The sequence below is a fragment of the bacterium genome (genome assembly GCA_024228115.1).
GTDB lineage: Bacteria > Myxococcota_A > UBA9160 > UBA9160 > UBA6930.
This window is the reverse complement of the sequence record JAAETT010000503.1, coordinates 13,311-31,577: the sequence shown is the minus strand read 5'-3', so window position 1 is coordinate 31,577 and position 18,267 is coordinate 13,311. Positions and strand designations below refer to the sequence as shown.

The 18,267-nt window shown below is 65.8% G+C and carries 22 protein-coding genes and 1 tRNA gene; 3 read left to right on the top strand and 20 right to left on the bottom strand.

Annotated features, from left to right (window positions below):
• Window positions 1-210: 210 nt before the first annotated feature.
• From GY937_21420 to GY937_21395, 6 genes are all read right to left on the bottom strand, one after another.
• The gene (locus GY937_21420) at window positions 211-417 is read right to left on the bottom strand and encodes a hypothetical protein (protein ID MCP5059273.1); all 207 of its coding nucleotides are present in this window, start codon (window positions 415-417) and stop codon (window positions 211-213) included.
• A complete protein-coding gene (locus GY937_21415) occupies window positions 410-778 on the bottom strand; it encodes a hypothetical protein (GenBank protein ID MCP5059272.1) in 369 nt (122 codons plus the stop codon). Before GY937_21415 ends, GY937_21420 begins: the two co-directional genes overlap by 8 nt.
• Window positions 779-1,006: 228 nt before the next feature.
• On the bottom strand, window positions 1,007-1,315 hold the full coding sequence (locus GY937_21410; GenBank protein ID MCP5059271.1) for a 1-deoxy-D-xylulose-5-phosphate synthase: 309 nt from the start codon (window positions 1,313-1,315) through the stop codon (window positions 1,007-1,009).
• Between the two features lie 11 nt (window positions 1,316-1,326).
• Window positions 1,327-2,319: a hypothetical protein gene (locus GY937_21405; protein ID MCP5059270.1), complete on the bottom strand. Its 993-nt coding sequence runs from the start codon at window positions 2,317-2,319 to the stop codon at window positions 1,327-1,329.
• Window positions 2,320-2,366: 47 nt separating this feature from the next.
• Window positions 2,367-2,873 (bottom strand): hypothetical protein, encoded by a 507-nt coding sequence (locus tag GY937_21400; protein MCP5059269.1) that lies wholly within the window; start codon window positions 2,871-2,873, stop codon window positions 2,367-2,369.
• Window positions 2,874-3,137: 264 nt separating this feature from the next.
• Window positions 3,138-3,211, bottom strand: a tRNA-Cys gene (locus GY937_21395).
• A 68-nt stretch (window positions 3,212-3,279) separates the two neighbouring features.
• Here GY937_21395 and GY937_21390 point away from each other — a divergent pair.
• The gene (locus tag GY937_21390) at window positions 3,280-3,645 is read left to right on the top strand and encodes a CrcB family protein (GenBank protein ID MCP5059268.1); all 366 of its coding nucleotides are present in this window, start codon (window positions 3,280-3,282) and stop codon (window positions 3,643-3,645) included.
• 245 nt (window positions 3,646-3,890) lie between these two features.
• On the opposite strand, the gene GY937_21385 is transcribed toward GY937_21390, so the two are convergent.
• The 10 genes from GY937_21385 to GY937_21340 form a co-directional block, all read right to left on the bottom strand.
• Window positions 3,891-4,352 (bottom strand): hypothetical protein, encoded by a 462-nt coding sequence (locus GY937_21385; protein MCP5059267.1) that lies wholly within the window; start codon window positions 4,350-4,352, stop codon window positions 3,891-3,893.
• The gene (locus GY937_21380) at window positions 4,349-4,582 is read right to left on the bottom strand and encodes a hypothetical protein (protein MCP5059266.1); all 234 of its coding nucleotides are present in this window, start codon (window positions 4,580-4,582) and stop codon (window positions 4,349-4,351) included. Before GY937_21380 ends, GY937_21385 begins: the two co-directional genes overlap by 4 nt.
• Window positions 4,579-5,772, bottom strand: coding sequence for an NADH-quinone oxidoreductase subunit D (locus GY937_21375; GenBank protein ID MCP5059265.1), 1,194 nt, complete (start codon window positions 5,770-5,772; stop codon window positions 4,579-4,581). The genes GY937_21380 and GY937_21375 overlap by 4 nt, the downstream gene beginning before the upstream one ends.
• Entirely contained in the window at window positions 5,769-6,143 is a 375-nt protein-coding gene (locus tag GY937_21370; protein ID MCP5059264.1) for an NADH-quinone oxidoreductase subunit C, read from the bottom strand. The genes GY937_21375 and GY937_21370 overlap by 4 nt, the downstream gene beginning before the upstream one ends.
• 126 nt (window positions 6,144-6,269) lie before the next feature.
• On the bottom strand, window positions 6,270-6,839 hold the full coding sequence (locus tag GY937_21365) for an NADH-quinone oxidoreductase subunit I (protein MCP5059263.1): 570 nt from the start codon (window positions 6,837-6,839) through the stop codon (window positions 6,270-6,272).
• 121 nt (window positions 6,840-6,960) lie between these two features.
• Window positions 6,961-7,833, bottom strand: a complete 873-nt coding sequence (lipA, locus tag GY937_21360; protein ID MCP5059262.1) for a lipoyl synthase — start codon at window positions 7,831-7,833, stop codon at window positions 6,961-6,963.
• 41 nt (window positions 7,834-7,874) lie between these two features.
• Entirely contained in the window at window positions 7,875-8,528 is a 654-nt protein-coding gene (gene lipB, locus GY937_21355; GenBank protein MCP5059261.1) for a lipoyl(octanoyl) transferase LipB, read from the bottom strand.
• Between the two features lie 23 nt (window positions 8,529-8,551).
• On the bottom strand, window positions 8,552-9,820 hold the full coding sequence (locus tag GY937_21350) for a 2-oxo acid dehydrogenase subunit E2 (protein ID MCP5059260.1): 1,269 nt from the start codon (window positions 9,818-9,820) through the stop codon (window positions 8,552-8,554).
• Window positions 9,821-9,861: 41 nt separating this feature from the next.
• Window positions 9,862-11,256: a dihydrolipoyl dehydrogenase gene (lpdA, locus tag GY937_21345; protein MCP5059259.1), complete on the bottom strand. Its 1,395-nt coding sequence runs from the start codon at window positions 11,254-11,256 to the stop codon at window positions 9,862-9,864.
• Between the two features lie 116 nt (window positions 11,257-11,372).
• Window positions 11,373-12,014 carry an NADH-quinone oxidoreductase subunit B gene (locus GY937_21340; protein MCP5059258.1) on the bottom strand — a complete coding sequence of 214 codons (642 nt, stop codon included), beginning with the start codon at window positions 12,012-12,014 and terminating at the stop codon, window positions 11,373-11,375.
• 71 nt (window positions 12,015-12,085) lie between these two features.
• Here GY937_21340 and GY937_21335 point away from each other — a divergent pair, with 71 nt between their 5' ends.
• Both GY937_21335 and hemH read left to right on the top strand, forming a co-directional pair.
• On the top strand, window positions 12,086-12,805 hold the full coding sequence (locus GY937_21335) for a CDP-diacylglycerol O-phosphatidyltransferase (protein ID MCP5059257.1): 720 nt from the start codon (window positions 12,086-12,088) through the stop codon (window positions 12,803-12,805).
• Between the two features lies 1 nt (window position 12,806).
• A complete protein-coding gene (hemH, locus tag GY937_21330) occupies window positions 12,807-13,844 on the top strand; it encodes a ferrochelatase (protein ID MCP5059256.1) in 1,038 nt (345 codons plus the stop codon).
• On the opposite strand, the gene GY937_21325 is transcribed toward hemH, so the two are convergent.
• The 4 genes from GY937_21325 to GY937_21310 all read right to left on the bottom strand — a co-directional run bounded on the left by GY937_21325 (window position 13,829) and on the right by GY937_21310 (window position 18,266).
• Window positions 13,829-14,605, bottom strand: coding sequence for a glucose 1-dehydrogenase (locus GY937_21325; GenBank protein MCP5059255.1), 777 nt, complete (start codon window positions 14,603-14,605; stop codon window positions 13,829-13,831). The genes hemH and GY937_21325 overlap by 16 nt on opposite strands.
• 78 nt (window positions 14,606-14,683) lie before the next feature.
• The gene (hemG, locus tag GY937_21320; GenBank protein ID MCP5059254.1) at window positions 14,684-16,030 is read right to left on the bottom strand and encodes a protoporphyrinogen oxidase; all 1,347 of its coding nucleotides are present in this window, start codon (window positions 16,028-16,030) and stop codon (window positions 14,684-14,686) included.
• A gap of 1 nt (window position 16,031) precedes the next feature.
• A complete protein-coding gene (gene hemE, locus GY937_21315; GenBank protein MCP5059253.1) occupies window positions 16,032-17,078 on the bottom strand; it encodes a uroporphyrinogen decarboxylase in 1,047 nt (348 codons plus the stop codon).
• Between the two features lie 45 nt (window positions 17,079-17,123).
• Window positions 17,124-18,266: an acyl-CoA dehydrogenase gene (locus tag GY937_21310; protein MCP5059252.1), complete on the bottom strand. Its 1,143-nt coding sequence runs from the start codon at window positions 18,264-18,266 to the stop codon at window positions 17,124-17,126.
• Between the last annotated feature and the right edge of the window lies 1 nt (window position 18,267).

Here is an 18,267-nt window from a genome sequence, read left to right as displayed (position 1 = left end):
TCTCACGCGCCAAGTCCAAGCCTGGCAAGACGATCGCAACCGAACGACGAAGGGCGTCGACTGGCAATTCACGACCCAACAAGCCCGCGTGAAACTGCGACGACTCTACCCCCAGCTTTTGGTGTGACAAGGGACTAGCAGCATCGAAGAGAAAGTTGAAGCTATAGACCCGCGCGAAACTCACGGTTGCACCTGCTGCCCCTCAGAGTACTACGCATCCGGCCCCTCCGGCTCGACTACCTCCGGCCGCTCCGGCCAGCCGGCGAGCACTTTCGCCGCACACGACCAGTGCCAACCCCGCTCCCGGGCGTCCAGGTGCCAATCCATCGGGTCGTCGCTGGGGAGAGACGTGCCGCAGCCAGGACACGGGGGAAGTAGGAGCTTATCCCAGGGAGCCGCTTCGGCATGCCTAGTCACAACTCTCCTCCTCCAACCCATAGGCCACCTGAAAGTCCCCATTCGCGTGCAGAATGATTCCCACCGGATCATCCTCTGACTTGTCGTTGCACCCGAGGACACGACCGTGGTTCCATTCGCCGGCGTCATCCGCTGCTCCCTCGTCCTCGCCATCGTCTTCATCGTCACCAAAGTCGGTACGAAAGATGTGCTGGGGATCGATAGAGGGAGTGACGTTGGCGCTCAGGAACCTTTGGGCCGCTGCAGCGCGGGGATGCTTGAACTTGCTACCCGCCGAGAACACTACCCGCTCGGGACTCACCGCTTCGATGAAACACGTCGAACTCGCGTTGTTCGCACCGTGGTGGGGAGCGATCAACACCGTTGAGTCGAGGTCGATAGTGCCGGCCTCATGTGAGCGGCGGGCCCCGAGATCTCGCGATCAGACGAATGCGAATGAATATTGAGAACGGGCAGGCGCGCCGATCGGAAGGCAACTGGCCGAACTTGACTCAGCTCGCACTCGCGTGTCAGCCATGCTCGCGTAGATACGGCGACTGCCAATGCGAGCGCGGCCTCTCGTTCGCGGTTCGGCTTGGCACTGTCCGGCCTACGTCTCGCGCTCGCCCGTCCACTCGGGGAGCCCTCGGATCTCTCGCCAGTACTCCTCGCGCACGTCGTCGTCGATCTCGACCGGGACGCGCTCGCCGTAGAGCCTGCCCTCCCCATCCTTGCGCGGACCGGAAATCCAATAGCCCTCCAGCGTCTCGGTGTCGAAGTAGTTCGCTTTGTAGCCGCCCTTGAGGCTCCGGAAAGAGTGGCCCCGGTAGTAGATCGTCTTGCCCGTCTTCGAGAACGAGACCCGTCCGATTCGTGCGGTGCCGCCAGCCAGGCCCTCGGCCTTGTTCTCGATGTACATGATGCGGGACTTCATGCGCCCTGCCCTTCTTCCAGCTCGCGTCCGGGAAAGAATTGGTAGGCGGAAACGGAATACACACCCTTGGGCTCACCGGGTCGGGGCTCGACGACTTCGGACTCCTCGATCTTCAGCTCGTGGCGAACGGAGACCGGTTCAAAGGGCCTGGCGTATTCTATGGCCTCGTCGGCCGAGTCCGCCACGACCTCGTATGTCGTGAAGAAGCCGGGGAGTTCCTCGTCATCGCCCAGGGATTCGTGCCAGCGGCCCATGAGGAGAAGCTGGTAGAGACAGCCACGCTCCGACGCTCGGTCGGTGAGCTCCCGGAGGACCCACATGGCAGATTGCTCGTGCTTGTCGAGCTCGATGGCCTGCCACGCTGCCTCCTCGGCGGCCGTACGATCGCGCTCGGCGAGCCAGAGCGCTGAAGCATACTCGCCAAGGACCGGCGCCAGGTGCTCATCGATCGTCCCCTCGGCCCGAGCCTCAGTGATCAGCCTTCGCCCTTCAGAGAGAGCCTCGCGATACCTCTCGAGCTGACGAAGAAGCCCAATCCGAAGACTGGTCACGCGGCAAACCAACTCCCAGCTCGCGTCTTCCGATCCGACGTGTCCCAGATCGAGGTGGGACAGCGCTTCCTCAGATCGTTCCTGGCGCGAGAGAGCCAACGCGATGTTGTAGTGAAGGGACGGCGTGTCGACGTTCGGGCACGAGAGAGCTCGCTCAAAGGATTCAAGGGCGTCAGCAGCTCTTCCCACATCGGAATAGTTGTTCCCGAGGAGTTGCCAGAGCATCCAGACCCCCGGTACGCGGTCGACGCCTCGTTCCAACACGTCGATCGCCGCGCCGACATCCCCCAAATCTGCGTGCGCCAAGGCCTGGATCTCGAAAGCCGAGGAGTGCCGGAGCTCCTCGAGCTCCCGCCCGAGGGCGAGCGCCGAATCAGCGTCGCCCTGCTCGAGCAGCTCGTAGGCTGCATTCATCCTTTCTTCGATCTGCTCGCTCATCGCGGCTCCGTGGGTCAGCTTCGCCTTCAGCGTTTCGACGAACCGCCCTACCTCGCCAACGCGTCTGATCTCTTCGACGCTCGGGCATCCTGAATTGAGTGTCCGACGCCCGCCTCCCCAGGGGGCTGGGGATTGGTTGCCGGTTGAAGCAACCGGAGAAGCCGAACCTCGTTGATCGAGTTGGGGACTCGCCTCCCGGTCTCCCATGCACGCCGCGTCCCCTCGTCCACTCCAATGCGCTGGCCAGCCTCCATCTGGTCGATTCCCTCACGCCTCCGGTAGACCTTCATCCCTTCCGGGAGCGTCTCGCCTTCCCCAATGGGGTCGTAGCCAAGAAAGGCCACCACCCGGCTGTAGTAGCTGACCCTCGGCAAGGTGTGGCCATTCTCCCAGCTGAGGACGATGAACTCGTCTACGCCGAGTTGGGCTGGTAGCTCGGCCTGGCTGAGGCCGGCTTCGGGCCGCTTGGCCTTGACGTAGTCACCCAGGGTCTTGGCTTCCCTCGGGGTTCCCTTTGGTTTCAGGCACTTACGGGTCGCTCGGTGGAACGGCAAGAAGGCAACGCAGCCCGGTGGTTGCGGGGGGTCGGCGCCTACCGGTCTCCGCCTTCTCAGCGATAGCGAGCTTCACGGCCTCCATGAGGCCGGCGAAGAAGCGAGCCAGGTCGGGATGAGCGGACTGAGCCCGGGGAAGGCCCTTCGGCCCTAATCGGTTCGGCCGCGATGCCAGGGGCTGATTGAAGCGGCCCTCGTTGCTTCCGTATGGCTTCCGGCCCGCGAAAGTCAATCCGCCTACCCTACGTAAGTCCCCGAATTCATTGGAGGCGCCGCCCGGATTCGAACCGGGGATCAGGGATTTGCAGTCCCGTGCCTTACCACTTGGCTACGGCGCCTCGAGAACGGTCAGGCAGGATAACGGAAGGGTGGGGCCGGGTCGCGGGGGCTGATAGGGTCCTCGCCGATGCACTGGCTTGGGGTGTTCCTGTTTGGTGGCTGTGGCGCCGTGGCGCGGGTGTGGGCGGCGACCCTCGTGGATGGCCGCTTCTTCCCATGGGCGACGCTCGGGGTGAATTTCCTCGGCTGCCTGGCGATCGGGTTCCTGGCGGAGCTCTTCGAGGACCGGTCCGGGCTCGACCCTCGCCTGCGGGTGAGCCTGATCGGCGGCTTGCTGGGCGGCTTCACGACGTTTTCGGCCTTCGGCCTGGAATGCTGGGAATTCATCGGCCGGGGCGAATTCGGAATGGCTGCAGCCTACGCCGTCGGCAGCGTGATCCTGGCCGTGGTCGGCGTGGGGCTCGGGATCGGCCTGGCGCGGCTGGTGCTCTAGCGGCCGGGGGGGACGAGCGGGGGGCAACGCTCCGAGTCGTGGTGGAGCGCCGCCCCCGCAGGAAAGCCGCGCCCGAAGGCACGGCATCCCCTTCCCATACGCGGGTGTAGAGCAAGCCGCGTGCCGGGCATTTCGTCGCTCGGAGGCGCTCTGGGGCCGTTTCAAGCTCGGCGAGGCCCAGCGATGGCTCCTGAGAGAAAGGCTTTTCTCCGATGAGAGAAAGGCTCTTCCCCGATCGCCAGTGTCTAACCAAGATCGACCGGAAACCGCTGGCCAGCCGAGACCAGGACGAAGCCCTCGCCCTCCTCGGCAACCGCCAGCATGAGTTCCGAGTGGGCGCCGTGCGTGAAGCGCGCCGGAAGCCCTTCCGGACGGAGATCCCGCTTCACCTGGCAGATGACCACTCCGTCGATCGCGGAAGAGCGCAACGTGGCGGGCTCGAGTGTCTCGTGGCTATGGTCCGACAGCTCGATTCGGCCGGTCGCCGGGTCGAAGACGCGCACGAAGAAGCCACATTCTTCCACTTCGATCTCACCGCGGAAATGCCCCAGCGTGACGATGTACTTCCGCTCCTCGGGCAGGTAGAGAACCGATCGGTCGAAGTGTTCGCGCAACCTCTGGTGCAGGATCGGCTGGCCCTCGTGGCTCCAGCGACCGTCGTGATGGAGCACGAGGCCGAAAGGCTCGAGCCCAGGCGGGCCGCTCACGGCTCTCGGGTCGACGAACCGTCGGGCTTCACCTGCCAGATTCCCTGCAGATCCGCACGAAGCCAGAGAACGATCCGATCGAAGCCCTGACCTTCGGGGTCGCGATAGATCCACTTCTCGTTCCAGCGCGCACCATGCTCGTCGCGGGTCCGCGGTTCGTTCGCACTTCCCTCCTGCTCCGTCGGCTGGCCGAAACGTACGGCGAGTTCGGCGCGACCCGGGCTGCTCACCGGTCGCACTCTCCGCCGATCATGTTCAGGAAGTCGAAGGTCGGGATCAGGTCGGCGAGCATGGCGCCGCGCACCATCAGCGGCAGGGGGCCGATGTTCAGGAAGCTCGGCGGCCGGCAACGCACCTTCACCGGGCGCTCGCTGCCATCGGAGACGAGGTAGAAGCCGAGCTCGCCATTCGCCGATTCGATCGCGAAGTAGCCCTCCCCCGCCGGAACCTTCGGCCCCTCGGTGACGTTCTTGAACTGCTGGATCATCTCTTCCATGCGGTTGAACACACCGTCCTTGGCGGGCCAGCGCACGCGGGCGTCGGCCACGTCCACCGGGCCTGAGCCAAGGGCTTCGAGACGGTGGATGCATTGCTCGACGATGCGCAGGCTCTGATGCATCTCGGCAACGCAGACGAGATAGCGATCGTAGTTGTCACCGACCGTGCCGACCGGCACATCGAAATCGATCTGGTCGTACACGAGGTAGGGCTCGTCCTTGCGCAGATCGAGCGGAACGCCGGAAGCCCGCAGTACCGGGCCCGTGACGGCGTGGCGGATGCAATCCTCCTTGGAGACGATGCCGATATCCCGAAGCCGATCGACGAAGATGCGGTTCTGTGTCACCAACGCTTCGAAATCCGCGAGCAGGCGCCGGATGGTCGGCAGGCTCTGCTTGGCGAGTGCAGGGAAGCTCTCCGGCAGTGCGTGGCGCACGCCTCCGATCCGGACGTAGTTGGACGTCACGCGCGCGCCGCAGAGCGCCTCCAGCAGATCCCAGACGAGCTCCCGGGCTTCGATGCCATACAGGAACGGAGTCATGGCCTGGAGTTCGAGGCAGGCCGCGCCGCAGCGGGTCAGGTGGTCGCCGATCCGGGAGAGTTCGCCAGCGAGAACGCGCAGCCATTGGCAACGCTCCGGTGTCTCGATCTCCAGGAGCTTCTCGACGGCCATGCAGAAACCCAGATTGCACAGCACCGCCGAGTTGTAGTTGAGGCGATCCGTGTACGGGATGCACTGATACCAGGAGCCGCTCTCGCATTCCTTCTCGAAGCCCCGGTGCAGGTAGCCGACCTGCACGTCGAGATCGACGATCGATTCGCCGTCGAGTTCGATCAAGAACTTCACCGTGCCATGGGTCGCCGGATGGGACGGGCCCATGTTGAGCGTCATGTGCTCGGCAGCGAGGTCCGGCGCGCTCATGCCTCGCGGCTCCCGGGCCCGATCAGCGGCTGCCGGCGGGTCTTAGGGTAATCCTTGCGTAGCGGATGGCCCTCGAACTCCTCGTAGAGAAGGATGCGGCGAAGATCCGGGTGGTCGTCGAAACCGATGCCATAGAGGTCGAAGACTTCCCGTTCCATCCAATCGGCCGAGGCCCAGAGGCCGGTGAGCGATGCGATCGTCGGGGAATCCTCGCGGGCGGCGTAGGCCTTGATGCGCAGGCGATGGTTCCTCGCCACCGAGTAGAGGTGGTAGACCATCTCGAAGCGAGGCTCGCTTCCCAGGAAGTCGACACACGTCAGATCGGTCAGCATGTCGAACGCCAGGGCCGGCTCGTCGCGAAGGAATGTCATGACCTGGATGAGGTGATCGGGAGCCACACGAGCCGTGACGTCACCCAGGCGAGCGTGCGTATCCAACACGGCCTCGGGATGAGCATCGAGCAGCCGGCGCAGGAGCGGCGAGTCGTGGTCTTCCACTCAGTCTTTCCCTCCCGAGGCCGCCGCTCGCTCGTACTCGGCCCGAAGGAATTCCAGGCGGCGCTTCAGCAACGGCTCCGGAACGAGCAACTGCTCCTTCTCGTAGACCAGGGCTTCCCGATCGAACGCCGCGATCTCGACTTCCCGGCTCATCACGACGGCTTCCTCGGGACAGGCCTCCTCGCAGAGCCCGCAGAACATGCAGCGGGACATGTCGATCTGGAACTGCTCCGGGTAGCGTTCGATCGCGTGATCGGGGAGTTCGCCCGGAACGATCGAAATGCAGTTCGTCGGGCATGCGAACTCGCAGAGCCCACAGGCCACGCAGCGAGGCAGCCCGCTCTCGAGCTCCACCAGGACGGGCATCCCGCGAAAGGCGTCGGCATGGTCGACCCGCTCCTCCGGATACTGCACGACGAAAGCCGTGCTCTGCCCGGTCGCGAACCCCCGCAGGTTCCGGAAGAAATGCCGGCTCGTCACCCACAGGCCCTTCACGATCATGGGCAGGTAGAGCCGCTCCACCCAGGTGAGCTTCGCATCGCGTTGTACAGGTACGACCCGGATGGCCATGGCGGTCGCCGAGTCTAACGGAAAGTCAACGGGCGGGGACGGGGTTTACAATTGACTCTTCGGAAGGGGGCCAAGCCCCCTTCCGAAGAGTCAATTGTAAACCCCGTCCCCGCCCGTTGACTTATCCTGCGAGGTCTTCGGCGTGGTAGGAGCTGCGGACGAGGGGGCCGGCGGCGACTTGCTGGAAGCCCAGGGCTCGGGCTCGCACGGCCCAGGCGTCGAATTCGTCCGGCGGTACCCAGCGGTCGACGGGCAGGTGGTCGTCGCTCGGGCGCAGGTATTGGCCCATCGTGAGCAGGGTCACCCCCCCGTCCCGGAGATCGCAGAGCGTCCGGTCCACTTCTTCTTCACGCTCGCCCATCCCGAGGATCAGTCCGCTCTTGGTCGGAATGTCCTCGCGGAGCTTCCGCGCTCGCCGCAAGACGCCGAGCGAACACGCGTAGCTGGCTGCGGGGCGGACTTGACGCTGGAGCCGCTCGACCGTCTCGATGTTGTGGTTCAGCACGTCCGGATCGGTATCCAGCACGCTGCGCAGGCACGCTTCCTCGCCCTTGTAGTCGGAGATCAGCACCTCGACGCCGGTCCCGGGAGAGCATTCGCGAATGGCCCGCACGGTGGCCGCCATCTGGCCGGCGCCGCCATCGGGCAAATCGTCGCGAGCGACGCAGGTAATGACGGCGAAACGCAGGCCGAGCTTGCGCACCGCCTCGGCGACCCGCCCCGGTTCGAGCGGATCGAGGCCACCGGGCTTGCCGGTGGAGACATCACAGAAGCTGCACCGGCGGGTGCAGGTATTGCCGCCGATCATGAAGGTCGCGGTGCCCCGCGCCCAGCATTCGCCGAGGTTCGGGCAGTTCGCCGAGGAGCAGACCGTGTTCAGGCCGTCCTGCTTGACGAGTTGCTGCACCTGCTCGAGCTCCGGGGTCACGTGGAGCCGGACCTTGAGCCAGCTCGGGCGCTCACGCTTCTCGTTCGGCACCTCCCGGTTGTGCACCGGGCGGGCGACACGCTGGTCCGGCGAGCGGATCTCTCGGCTCACGGCAGTGCCCTTGCAAAGGAAGTCGCCACCGCCTCACGGCTTTGCATGAAGAGCGTAGGCGTTGCGGCGACGCCAAGCTCCTTGGCGACGGAGGTCATGCTCACATCCTCCAGACCGCAGGGCACGATTACGTCGAAGCTCGCCGGATCGAGGGTCACGTTCAGGGCGAAACCGTGGAAGGTGACCCAGCGCCGCACACCCACCCCGATCGACGCGAGCTTTCGCAACGGCTGGGCGCCGTCGACGTACACGCCGGTCTTTCCCGGTTCGGCGACAGCCGCCAGGCCCAGCTCGGCGAGGGCATCGAACAAGCAACTCTCGAGCTGGCGAAGCCAGGCCACCACATCCGGTTTGCCCCGCGCTTCGAGATCCACGATGGCGTAGCCCACCAATTGGCCCGGGGCGTGGAAGGTGACATCCCCGCCGCGGGCTACGTGGTGGAGTTCGATCCCCCGAGCCTGGAGTTCCGATTCCGGAACCCGCAGGTTCTCGGGCTTTCCGCTCCGGCCGAAGGTCACGACCGGGGGATGTTCCAGCAGGAAGAGCCGATCGCCGCAGCGGCCCGCGCAGCGATCCTCCACGGCCTGTTTCTGGAGCTCGAGCGCCCTGCCGTAGGGAACCTGGCCGAGCCAGTCGATCTGGAGCGACATCACGAGAGCCTAGCGAGGGGGGCTCAAAGGTCGAAGTCGGCCTCTTCCAGCAGCTCACGGATGCGGTAGAGGAAGCCATTCGCAGGCGATCCGTCCACCGCTCGGTGATCGTAGGAAAGGGCCACGTGCATCATCGGGCGGACGACGATCGCGTCGGCGCCGTCGATGGCGCGGACCACGGGTCGCTTGACCATCTCGCCCATCCGAAGGATGCCCACCTGGGGCTGGTTGATGATCGCGAAGCCGTAGAGGTTCCCCTGCCGGCCCGGGTTCGAGACGGTGAACGTTCCACCTTGAAGATCATCCGCCGTGAGCTTCTTCGTGCGCGCCCTGGTGGAAAGATCCTCGATCTCGGCCGCCAAACCCGCCAGGGAGAGACGATCCGCATTGCGCACCACGGGCACGACCAGGCCCTTCTCGGTCTCTACCGCGATGCCGATGTGGATGTCCCGCTTCTCGACGATCGCGTCTTCGATGACGGAGGCGTTCAGGATCGGGAACTCCCGCAAGGCCCGAACCGTCGCGTGCACGATGAACGGCAGAAAGGTGAGGTTGAAGCCCTGGGCCTGCTTGAAGGCCGTCTTGTTCTTTGCGCGCAGCGCAAAGACGCCACCCATGTCCACCTCGGCCACCGTGCCCACATGGGGGCTGGTGTGCTTCGAGTAGACCATGTGCTCGGCCACGATCTTTCGCAACGGCGACATCGGGATGACGTTGTCGCCCTCCTGAATGGCGTAGTAGCCAAAGCGCTCCTTTGCGCCGGCCAGATGCGGAGCCGGAGGCGGCGCCGCCGTGGGTGCCTTGATGTGCTGGGCGGGCGCGGGCGGCGGCGCGGCCGCCGGTGCAACCGAGCCTGCGTTCTCCACATCGGCCCGGGTGATGCGGCCAGAAACGCCACTGCCTTGCACCTGGCCGAGATCGACGCCTCGATCGGCCGCCAGGCGCTCCGCAACCGGCGTGGCGACGGGCCGGGAGGCAGGGGAACCCGCGGGCGCCGCCGGGGCGGCGGGCGGCGTCGCAGAGCTCGCAGGCGCAGCTGCCGTGGTGGCGGCAGCCTCTGCATCGATCGTCGCAATCTCGGTTCCGACCGGGATCGTCTCACCTTCGGCAACCAGCAGCCCGACCACCACACCGCCTTCGGGGGCGGGGATCTCGGCATCCACCTTGTCCGTGGTGACTTCGACGAGAGGCTGATCCCGCTCGACCGTATCGCCTTCCTTCACGAGCCATTTGGCAATGGTCGCCTCGAGAACGCTTTCGCCGAGCTCGGGGAGCAACACAGGAATGGGCATATCGGATCTCCGCTGGCCCGGACCTTTCGTCCAGGCCTGACTTAGAAGTTGATGGCTCGGCCTTCGGCCGCGAGCGCTGCCTCGAGCAGCGCTTCCGAGAGCGTCGGATGAGCATGACACGTCGCGGTGATCTCGCGGGTGGTGGCCTCGAGGGTCATCGCCAACCCGATCTCGGGCAGCAGCTCCGTCGCGCCACTACCCACCAGGTGCGCTCCGACGATCTGCCCGTACTCGGGCTCGGCAACGATCTTCACGAAGCCCGCGGTATGAGCCGCTGCGATGGCCTTGCCGGAAGCCGTGAAGGGGAACTTGCCCACCTTGGCTCCACCAAAACGTTCGCGGGCCTGGGCCTCGGTCAATCCGATCCAGGCCACCTGGGGCTGGGCGTAGATGCAGGCCGGAAGCGTTGCATGATCGACACGATGGGTCCTCACGCCGGCCACGAACTCGACGGCCGCGATGCCCTCCTCGCTGGCCTTGTGGGCCAGGAGCGGTCCGCCCGCGAGATCGCCGATCGCGGACACGCTGGCGATCGAGGTGCGCTGGGTATCGTCAACGCGCACGAAGCCCTTGTCGTCGAGCTGAACACCCACCTCCTCCAGGCCGAGATCGAGAGAAAGCGGGCGTCTGCCGATCGCAGCCAGCACCTGGTCGCAGGGCAGCTCCTCGCTTTGCCCATCCTTCGAGACGGTCACGACGACGCCACCAGGATCCCGCTTCAGCTCTTCGAATCGGGTCTCCAGCCGAACCTCGATGTTCTTGCGCCGGAACTCGCGTTGCAAGGCGACGGCAATATCCGGATCCGCGCCCGGAAGCATCTGGTCGGCCATTTCGACGATGGTCACCTGGGAGCCGTAGTTCGCGTAGACGTAGGCGAACTCGATGCCCACCGCGCCCGCGCCGATCACCACCAGCCGATCGGGGACGCGCTTGCTTTCGAGCGCCTCCCTGGAGGTCAATACCTGCGTGCCATCCACCTCGAGACCCGGCGGCACCCATTCGGTCGAACCGGTGGCCAGCAGGATCTGATCCGCCTCGACGAGGGCCTCGTCGTTGACGCTCACGCTATTCGGCCCCGCCAATCGGGCGCTGCCCGGGATCAGCTCGATCTGGTTCTTCTTGAACAGGCCCTGGACGCCTTTGCACAACCGATCGGCCGTCTTGCGGCTGTGGTCGATCAGCTTGCCGTAATCGAGCACGAGCCCCGCCGTGGTGATGCCGAAGGTCTCCCCGTGGCGGGTCAGGTTTTCCACCAGCTCGGCACCCGAGAGAAGGGCCTTGGTCGGAATGCAGCCCCAGTTCAGGCAGACGCCACCGACCCGATCGCGCTCGATCACCGCCACCTTCATGCCGAGCTGGGCGGCCCGGATGGCGGCGACGTAACCGCCGGGGCCCGCACCCACGACTGCGAGATCGAAATGGCCGGCGGCGTTCAACGAGCTTTCTCCCAATTCGACTTTGAAGGCGACCGCGGAAGCGTTTCCGGCGGCGATCCGGGAAGTGATACGGAAATGGGCGTTTCGGTCACCGCATTCTCCTCATCGGCCACAGTTCACGCCTGCTTGACGCTGCTGAGGTCCGACATCTCCACGTGACGGCCATCCGCCGGAACCTTCTCGGCCTGCACCCGGGCCTGAAGCTTGATCAGCCCATCCAGCACGGCTTCCGGCCGGGGCGGACAGCCGGGAACATAGACATCGACCGGGATGATCGTGTCGATGCCCTGGACGGTCGCATAGTTGTGGTAGGGCCCGCCGGAACACGTGCAGGCGCCAAAGGCCATCACCCACTTCGGCTCGGCCATCTGGTCGTAGACCTTCTTCAGGATCGGCGCCTGGCGGTGGGTGATCGTGCCGACCACCATCAACAGATCGGACTGACGCGGCGAGAAGCGAGGCAGCGCGCAGCCGAAACGATCCATGTCGTAGCGCGGCCCGGCGACCGACATGAACTCCATCCCGCAACAGGCGGTGACGAACGGATAGAGGAACATGGAATACTTGCGCGCCCAGTTCAGCACGGTATCCGCGCGGGTGGTGATGAACGAATCGTCCCCCTGGCGGAGGATCTCCACCAGCTCGTCAGCACGCTGCTGGGGCGTCGCCCCCACGACGCGTGGCTTCGCATCCCGCTTCGCAGCCGATCCAAGAATCGGCGGTTGTACGATGGGGGGAGGGTTCCGATCCGTGGCCATTCCATCTCCCTGAGCGAGCCGAGGATAGCCGCTAGACTTGCCGTCGCCCGGAGCGTGGAGGGGCCAATCGCATGGGGGACCAGCTGGAGCGGAAAGGCTCGCGTTCCCAGGCGTGGGCGGTGCACGCCTTCACGGCCAGCGGGGCTGTCGCCTCCTTGCTCGCGGTGCTCGCCGCGGCCCGTGGTGATTTCCAGACCGCCGCCTTGTGGATGCTGGTCAGCCTCTCGATCGACGCCGTCGATGGCAGCATGGCCCGCAAGGTCGGCGTCTCCGTATGGCTCCCGGATTTCGATGGGCGCCGCCTCGACGACATCGTGGATTTCCTGGGCTACGTCTTCGTGCCCGCCCTCTTCCTGGTCTGGACCGACAGCATCCCCCACTGGGGCTTCGCCGCCCTGCCCATCCTGGCCAGCGCCTACGGCTTCTCCCAGGGCGACGCAAAGAGCGACGACCACTTCTTCGTCGGCTTCCCATCCTATTGGAACGTGGTGGCCATCTACGCCTGGGCCCTGCCGGTATCCCAGGTAGTCACGGTCGGTTGGCTCATCTTTCTTTCGATCGCCGTCTTCGTCCCGCTGAAATACATCTACCCGAGCCATATGCGATACCTGTTCTGGACGACCAACCTGGGTGCCGGAGCCTGGACCTGCGTGGTGGCCGCCGCGATCGCGTGGCCCGAGAAGCTGGCCCACCTCCATCTGATCGAACTCTCGCTGCTCTACCCGGCCTACTACTTCGCGATTTCCCTCTGGCTGGGCGGGATGCAGCGGCGGGCCCGGAAGAAGGCCTAGCATGCCGAACCCTACCGGCATCCTGCTGATCCAGTTGGGTACCCCGGACGCACCGCACACGCGGGAAGTCCGGCGCTACCTGCGCGAATTCCTGGGCGACCCGCGTGTGCTCGACATGCCAGCGCTCGGCCGGGCACTGCTCCTCTACGGAGCCATCCTGCCCTTCCGGTCTCCGCGCTCGGCCGAGGCCTACCAGAAGATCTGGACCGAGGCGGGCTCACCTCTCCTCGTGCATAGCCGAGCGCTGGCGGAAGGTGTTGCGAAGGAGCTGGGAGACGGATTTCGCGTCGAGCTGGGCATGCGCTACGGCGAACCGTCCCTGGAGGGCGCGCTCGAACGTCTCGCCGCAGCCGAAGTAGAACGCATCATCGTGCTCCCCCTCTTTCCCCACGAAGCCGGCTCCTCTTCCGGCTCCGCGCTGCAGCGCACCTTCGAGCTGGCGGGCAAGCGATGGGATCCACCGGCACTCTCGAGCCTCGGCCCCTTCTACGACGACCCGGGGTTCATCGGCGCGACAGCCGAGATCGCACGCCCGCTCCTCCGGGAGTTCGCCCCGGACCACGTCCTGCTGAGCTACCACGGCTTGCCCGAGCGGCAGGTCCGGCGCAGCGATGCGACCGGCCGCCACTGCCTCGAAAGCGATTCCTGCTGCGACGCCATGGGCCAGGCCAACCGCCACTGCTACCGGGCCCAATGCTATGCGACGAGCCGAGCACTCATCGAAGCGCTCGCGCTGAAAACCGATCAGGTCTCGACCAGCTTTCAATCCCGCCTCGGACGCACGCCCTGGATCCAGCCCTTCACCGATCAGCGCCTGCCGGAGCTGGCGGCGGCCGGGGTTCGGCGCCTGGCGGTGCTCTGCCCATCCTTCGTTGCCGATTGTCTCGAGACCAGCGAGGAAATCGGCATCCGCGGCCGGGCCCAGTGGCGCGAACTCGGAGGGGAGGAGCTCCTGCTCGTTCCGTGCGTGAATGCCCACCCGAGCTGGGTGCGAAGTGTCGCCGAGAAGATGCGGGCGGCAGCTCAGCTCGGGCTGTAGATCGTTCCGCCGTCGATCTTGAGGATCGAGCCTGTCGTGTAGCTGGAGGCGCCGCTGGCCAGGTAGAGCGCGGCTCCCACGATCTCGCTCGGCTCGCCGCCGCGGCCCAGGGGGATGTTCGTCTTCGCGGCCTCGTGGAACGCGTCGAGATCCCAGGCCTTGCTGATATCCGTCAGGAACGGCCCGGGCATGATGCAATTGACCCGGACCTTCGGAGCGAAGGCCCGCGCCATGCCCAAGGTGAGTGCGTGGAGGCCGGCCTTGGCGGCGCCGTAGGGGATCTCGACCGGTGAGGGCTGGCTGGCCGCCATGCTGCTGATGCTGATGATCGAGCCGCCGTCGCCTTCGGCCATCAGCGTTCCGACCCGCGCCGAAAGCCGGAAGGCACCCTTCAGGTTGACCGACATCACCTTGTCCCAGAGCTCTTCGGAGACCTGATCGAGGGATGGGTAGAGGGGCGACATGCCCGCGTTGTTGACCAGCACGTCGATCTTCCCGAAAGCCTCGAGGGTGGCATCGACCAGGGCGTCGCACGCATCCCAGTGCCCCGTGTGGCACGCGACGGCCAACGCCCGACGTCCGGTCTCCGCCTCCACCTGATTGGCCAGGGCTTCACAAGCCTCGTGCTTGCGGCTGGAGATCACCACGTCTGCACCCTGGCGGGCGAAGGCGAGTACCATCTCCTTGCCGAGGCCGCGGCTCCCACCGGTGACGACCGCGACCTTTCCCGTCAGATCGAAGAGTTCGTTCGCGTCGGTCATCGGGCCTCCGGCTCCTGAGGGTTCCCCTTCGATCGGGTCATCGGGCCTCCGGAAAATGGTGGGTTCCCTTCGAGCCGGTCATTCTGCTTCCATCAGACGCAGCGCTGCGGCGCGGCCGGCACCGAGCGTATCTCCGACGCTCACCCCATCGACCCAGCTTCCGATCACTTCGATGGGCGGGAGCCCGACCAGCGCGGCGCGAAGCCTGGCAATCGCAGCAGGATGCCCCACGCCGGGCTGGCAGATCGCCTGGCGGTAGCGGGTGAACGCCAGCGGCTCGAAACCGCCGCGCAGGCCCAGGGCGCGATCCAGGGCCTTGGCGATTCTCGCCTCCAGTTCGTCGTCCGGCGCATCCACGGCCCCGGGCCAGCGGCGCCCACCGATCATGGCCAATACCAGCTCCCTGCCGGGTGCGGCCCGGCCTGGGAAGAGCCGACTCATGAACAGGGCTCCGAGCAGATCGAGCTGTTCATCCCGCGGCACGAGGAAGCCGAAGCCTTCGACCGGATGGGTCAGGGTAAGCGTCGGATCGACTGAGAGCGGCACGCTGACGACCGGCACGAACTCGATCGCTTCGGCGATGCGCGCCGCATCGGGAGCGAGCTCGGAGAAGAGCCGCGCGGCCGCCGGCGCAGGAACGGCGCTCACCACGCGGCGGGCCTCGACCTCACCCTCGTCGGTTTCGAGACGCCAATGATCGCCATCGCGGCTCAAGCTACGTACCGCGCACGAGAGGCGAAGAGCATCGCCAAGAGGCGCGGCCATCTGCGCGGCCAACCCTCCCATGCCGCCGCTGGCCGACCAACTTCCCGGAACACCTGGCGCCTGCGTTCCACGCATTCGGCGCCGCAACGAGCCCATCAGGATCGACCCACCCAGTTGCTCGGCTTCCACCAGCGAGGGGAAGACGGCCTGGGCACCGAGGTGGTTCTCGTCCCCGGAATACACACCGATCAGGAATGGAGAGATCAGCGCCTCGGTCACTTCGTGGCCGAGCCGCCGGGTCGTGAAGGCCGCAACGCTCTCAGTCTCTCCGGCGCCGCGCCCGATGAACGGCTCGGCGAACAAACGCAGCTTGCCCTTTGCACTGAGGAGCGGACTCGTTGCGAAGGCCACCGGATCCATCGGCACGGGCACGAGGCGGCCCTGGTGCAACAGGAAGCGCTTGCGACTGGCGGGCGTGGCTTTCACCAACGCAGCCTCGAGACTGATCTCGCGGAACAAGGCGAGAGCCGGGCCGGAGACGCGGAACGTGTTCGGGCCGAGTTCGTACAGGAAGCCGTCCTTGTGCACGCTCTGCATCACGCCGCCCGGGTGATCGCCGGCGTCGAAGACGCGCACTTCGACACCGCGAACTGCCAGCGTGCGGGCCGCCGCCAGTCCGGCGGCGCCTGCGCCGATCACGACCGTGTCGATCCGGTCCATCTCAGGCCTCCGAAGAGAGCGCGCGTGCCGCATCCGTGAAGGCGCGCACACCCTCGACCGGCGTTTCGGGCAGGCACCCATGACCGAGGTTCAGGATGTGGCCACGGGCCGCTCGCCCCGCGACTGCGAGTTCGCGCACCCGCTCGAAGATCTTCTCCCGGGGCAGGGCCAGCTCTTCCGGCGCCAGGTTGCCTTGAATGCTGACCCGGCCATTCGCCAACCGCGCGGCTTCGGCCAGATCCACCGAGGCACCCACCGAAATCACGTCTGTGCCAGTTTCCATCATCATTTCAACCAGATGCGGCGCATCGTTCATGTACAAAATGAATGGGGCCTGGCTCCGATCGACGCCCTCCACGATGGCCCGATTCACCGGCAGGACGAAACGGCGATACGTCTGCTCGTCCAGGGTTCCGGCCCAGGTATCGAAGAGCTGGACGACCTGGACGCCCGCGCGGATCTGGGCGTTCAGGTAGTCGATCGTCATCGTCGCCAGGCGCCCGAGCAAGGCATCCATCAACTCGGGTTCTTCGGCCAGGCTCCGACGCAGATGGGGATAGGTCCGGGTCGGATCGCCCTTGCCCTCGATCAGGTAGGTCGCCAGGGTGAACGGCGCGCCGGCAAAGCCGATCAGCGGGATGCGATCGGCAGCCAGTTCAGCGCGAAGGCGTCGGAGGATCTCGAACACGTAGGGCACGGCGTGCTCGAAATCCGGAAGCGTGAGCGCGTCCACCTGCTCGCGGGTACGGATCGGCTCATCGATGATCGGTCCGGGCGCGAAATCGAGACCGACATCCATCGCGAGCATCGGCACGAAGATGTCGCAGAAGAAGACGACCGCTTCGCTCCCGACCAGGCGAATCGGCTGCAGGGAGACCTCGACCGCCTTGTCGACGTCGGCACACATCTCGAGAAACGTCGTGCCCTCGCGTACCGCACGGTACTCCGGCAGGTAGCGCCCAGCCTGGCGCATCAGCCAGACCGGAGGGCGATCCAAAGGCTCGCCCCTGCAGGCTGCGAGCATCCGGGCGGTCGGATCGAGCGTCATCGTGCTCTCAGTAGCCCGTCGGGCGAATCGAGCGTCATCTTGCTCTCAGTAGCCGCCCAGCGCGGCCCAGCGATCGCGATGGTAGACGGCGTCTCCGAAGGTCAGCTCGGCAGCACGGGCGCGCTTCATGTAGAAGCCGATGTCGTACTCATCGGTCATCCCCACACCGCCAAACATCTGAACGGCCTCGTTCGTCACACGAACATAGGCGTCGGAACATTGGGCCTTCGCGACGGAGACGTAGCGCGCCAGCTCCGCGTCGTCGGCATCCGCGGCACGGGCCGCAGCCATCACCGTGGATTTGGATAGCTCGATCTCGATGAAGAGGTCCGCGGCCCGGTGCTTCAAGGCCTGGAAGGTCCCGATCACGGTGTCGAATTGCTCTCGGCTCTTCAGGTGCTCGAGGGTGAGATCGAAAGCCTCCTGCATGCCGCCCAGCATCTCGGCGCAAAGGCCGATCGTGGCACGATCGATCGTCTCCTGGAGGAGCTGGCCTCCCCGGTCGATCCCCCCGAGAGCATCGTCCCCAGAAACGGCCAGATCGTCCAGCTGGACGAGCGCTGCGCCCCGACCGTCGACCCGGTTCTGGCGCACGACCTCGAGGCCCGGCGCATCCTTCGGAACGACGAAGAGGCTGATGCCGGAGGCCTCCCCCTGCTCGCCAGACGTTCGGGCAGAGACGATCAGCGCGTCGGCAACATGGCCGTCGAGTACCTGGATCGCTTGTCCGGCCAGACGGAAGCCGTCGCCATCTGCGGTAGCCACCACGGCCGGAGAAAGCACGTCGTAGCGGCTCGTGGCTCCCTGATACGCCAACGCGAGGATCGTGTCGCCGGAGCAGACGCCGGGCAACCACTTCGCGCAGACGGCTTCATTGCGCGAACGCTGCAGCAGCTGCCCTGCCAACAGGACGGTCGAAAGGAAGGGCTCGGGCGCTAGACCACGGCCGAGAGCCTCTACGACGAGCGTCAGCTCCGCCAATCCGAGGTCGGCACCGCCGTGAACCTCGGCGAACGGAATGCCTACCCATCCCAGATCAGCCATCTCTTTCCACAATTCGCGAGAGAAACCAACGGCGTCGCCCTCATCGCGCAGTGCGCGCACGCGGGCAATGGGAGAGCGCTCGCCGACGAAATCGGCAGCGGTCTTCGCAATCAGCTCCTGATCTTCGCTCTGAATCAGCTCCACA

Bases quoted from the DNA above. Each gene is read 5' to 3' on its own strand.
- GY937_21340 (MCP5059258.1), bottom strand. From the start codon at position 12,014: ATGGCCACGGATCGGAACCCTCCCCCCATCGTACAACCGCCGATTCTT.
- GY937_21325 (MCP5059255.1), bottom strand. From the start codon at position 14,605: ATGACCGACGCGAACGAACTCTTCGATCTGACGGGAAAGGTCGCGGTC.
- lipB (MCP5059261.1), bottom strand. From the start codon at position 8,528: ATGTCGCTCCAGATCGACTGGCTCGGCCAGGTTCCCTACGGCAGGGCG.
- hemH (MCP5059256.1), top strand. From the start codon at position 12,807: ATGCCGAACCCTACCGGCATCCTGCTGATCCAGTTGGGTACCCCGGAC.
- GY937_21350 (MCP5059260.1), bottom strand. From the start codon at position 9,820: ATGCCCATTCCTGTGTTGCTCCCCGAGCTCGGCGAAAGCGTTCTCGAG.
- GY937_21370 (MCP5059264.1), bottom strand. From the start codon at position 6,143: ATGACATTCCTTCGCGACGAGCCGGCCCTGGCGTTCGACATGCTGACC.
- GY937_21365 (MCP5059263.1), bottom strand. From the start codon at position 6,839: ATGGCCATCCGGGTCGTACCTGTACAACGCGATGCGAAGCTCACCTGG.
- GY937_21410 (MCP5059271.1), bottom strand. From the start codon at position 1,315: ATGTACATCGAGAACAAGGCCGAGGGCCTGGCTGGCGGCACCGCACGA.
- GY937_21375 (MCP5059265.1), bottom strand. From the start codon at position 5,772: ATGAGCGCGCCGGACCTCGCTGCCGAGCACATGACGCTCAACATGGGC.
- GY937_21390 (MCP5059268.1), top strand. From the start codon at position 3,280: ATGCACTGGCTTGGGGTGTTCCTGTTTGGTGGCTGTGGCGCCGTGGCG.
- GY937_21335 (MCP5059257.1), top strand. From the start codon at position 12,086: ATGGGGGACCAGCTGGAGCGGAAAGGCTCGCGTTCCCAGGCGTGGGCG.
- GY937_21405 (MCP5059270.1), bottom strand. From the start codon at position 2,319: ATGAGCGAGCAGATCGAAGAAAGGATGAATGCAGCCTACGAGCTGCTC.
- hemE (MCP5059253.1), bottom strand. From the start codon at position 17,078: ATGACGCTCGATCCGACCGCCCGGATGCTCGCAGCCTGCAGGGGCGAG.
- hemG (MCP5059254.1), bottom strand. From the start codon at position 16,030: ATGGACCGGATCGACACGGTCGTGATCGGCGCAGGCGCCGCCGGACTG.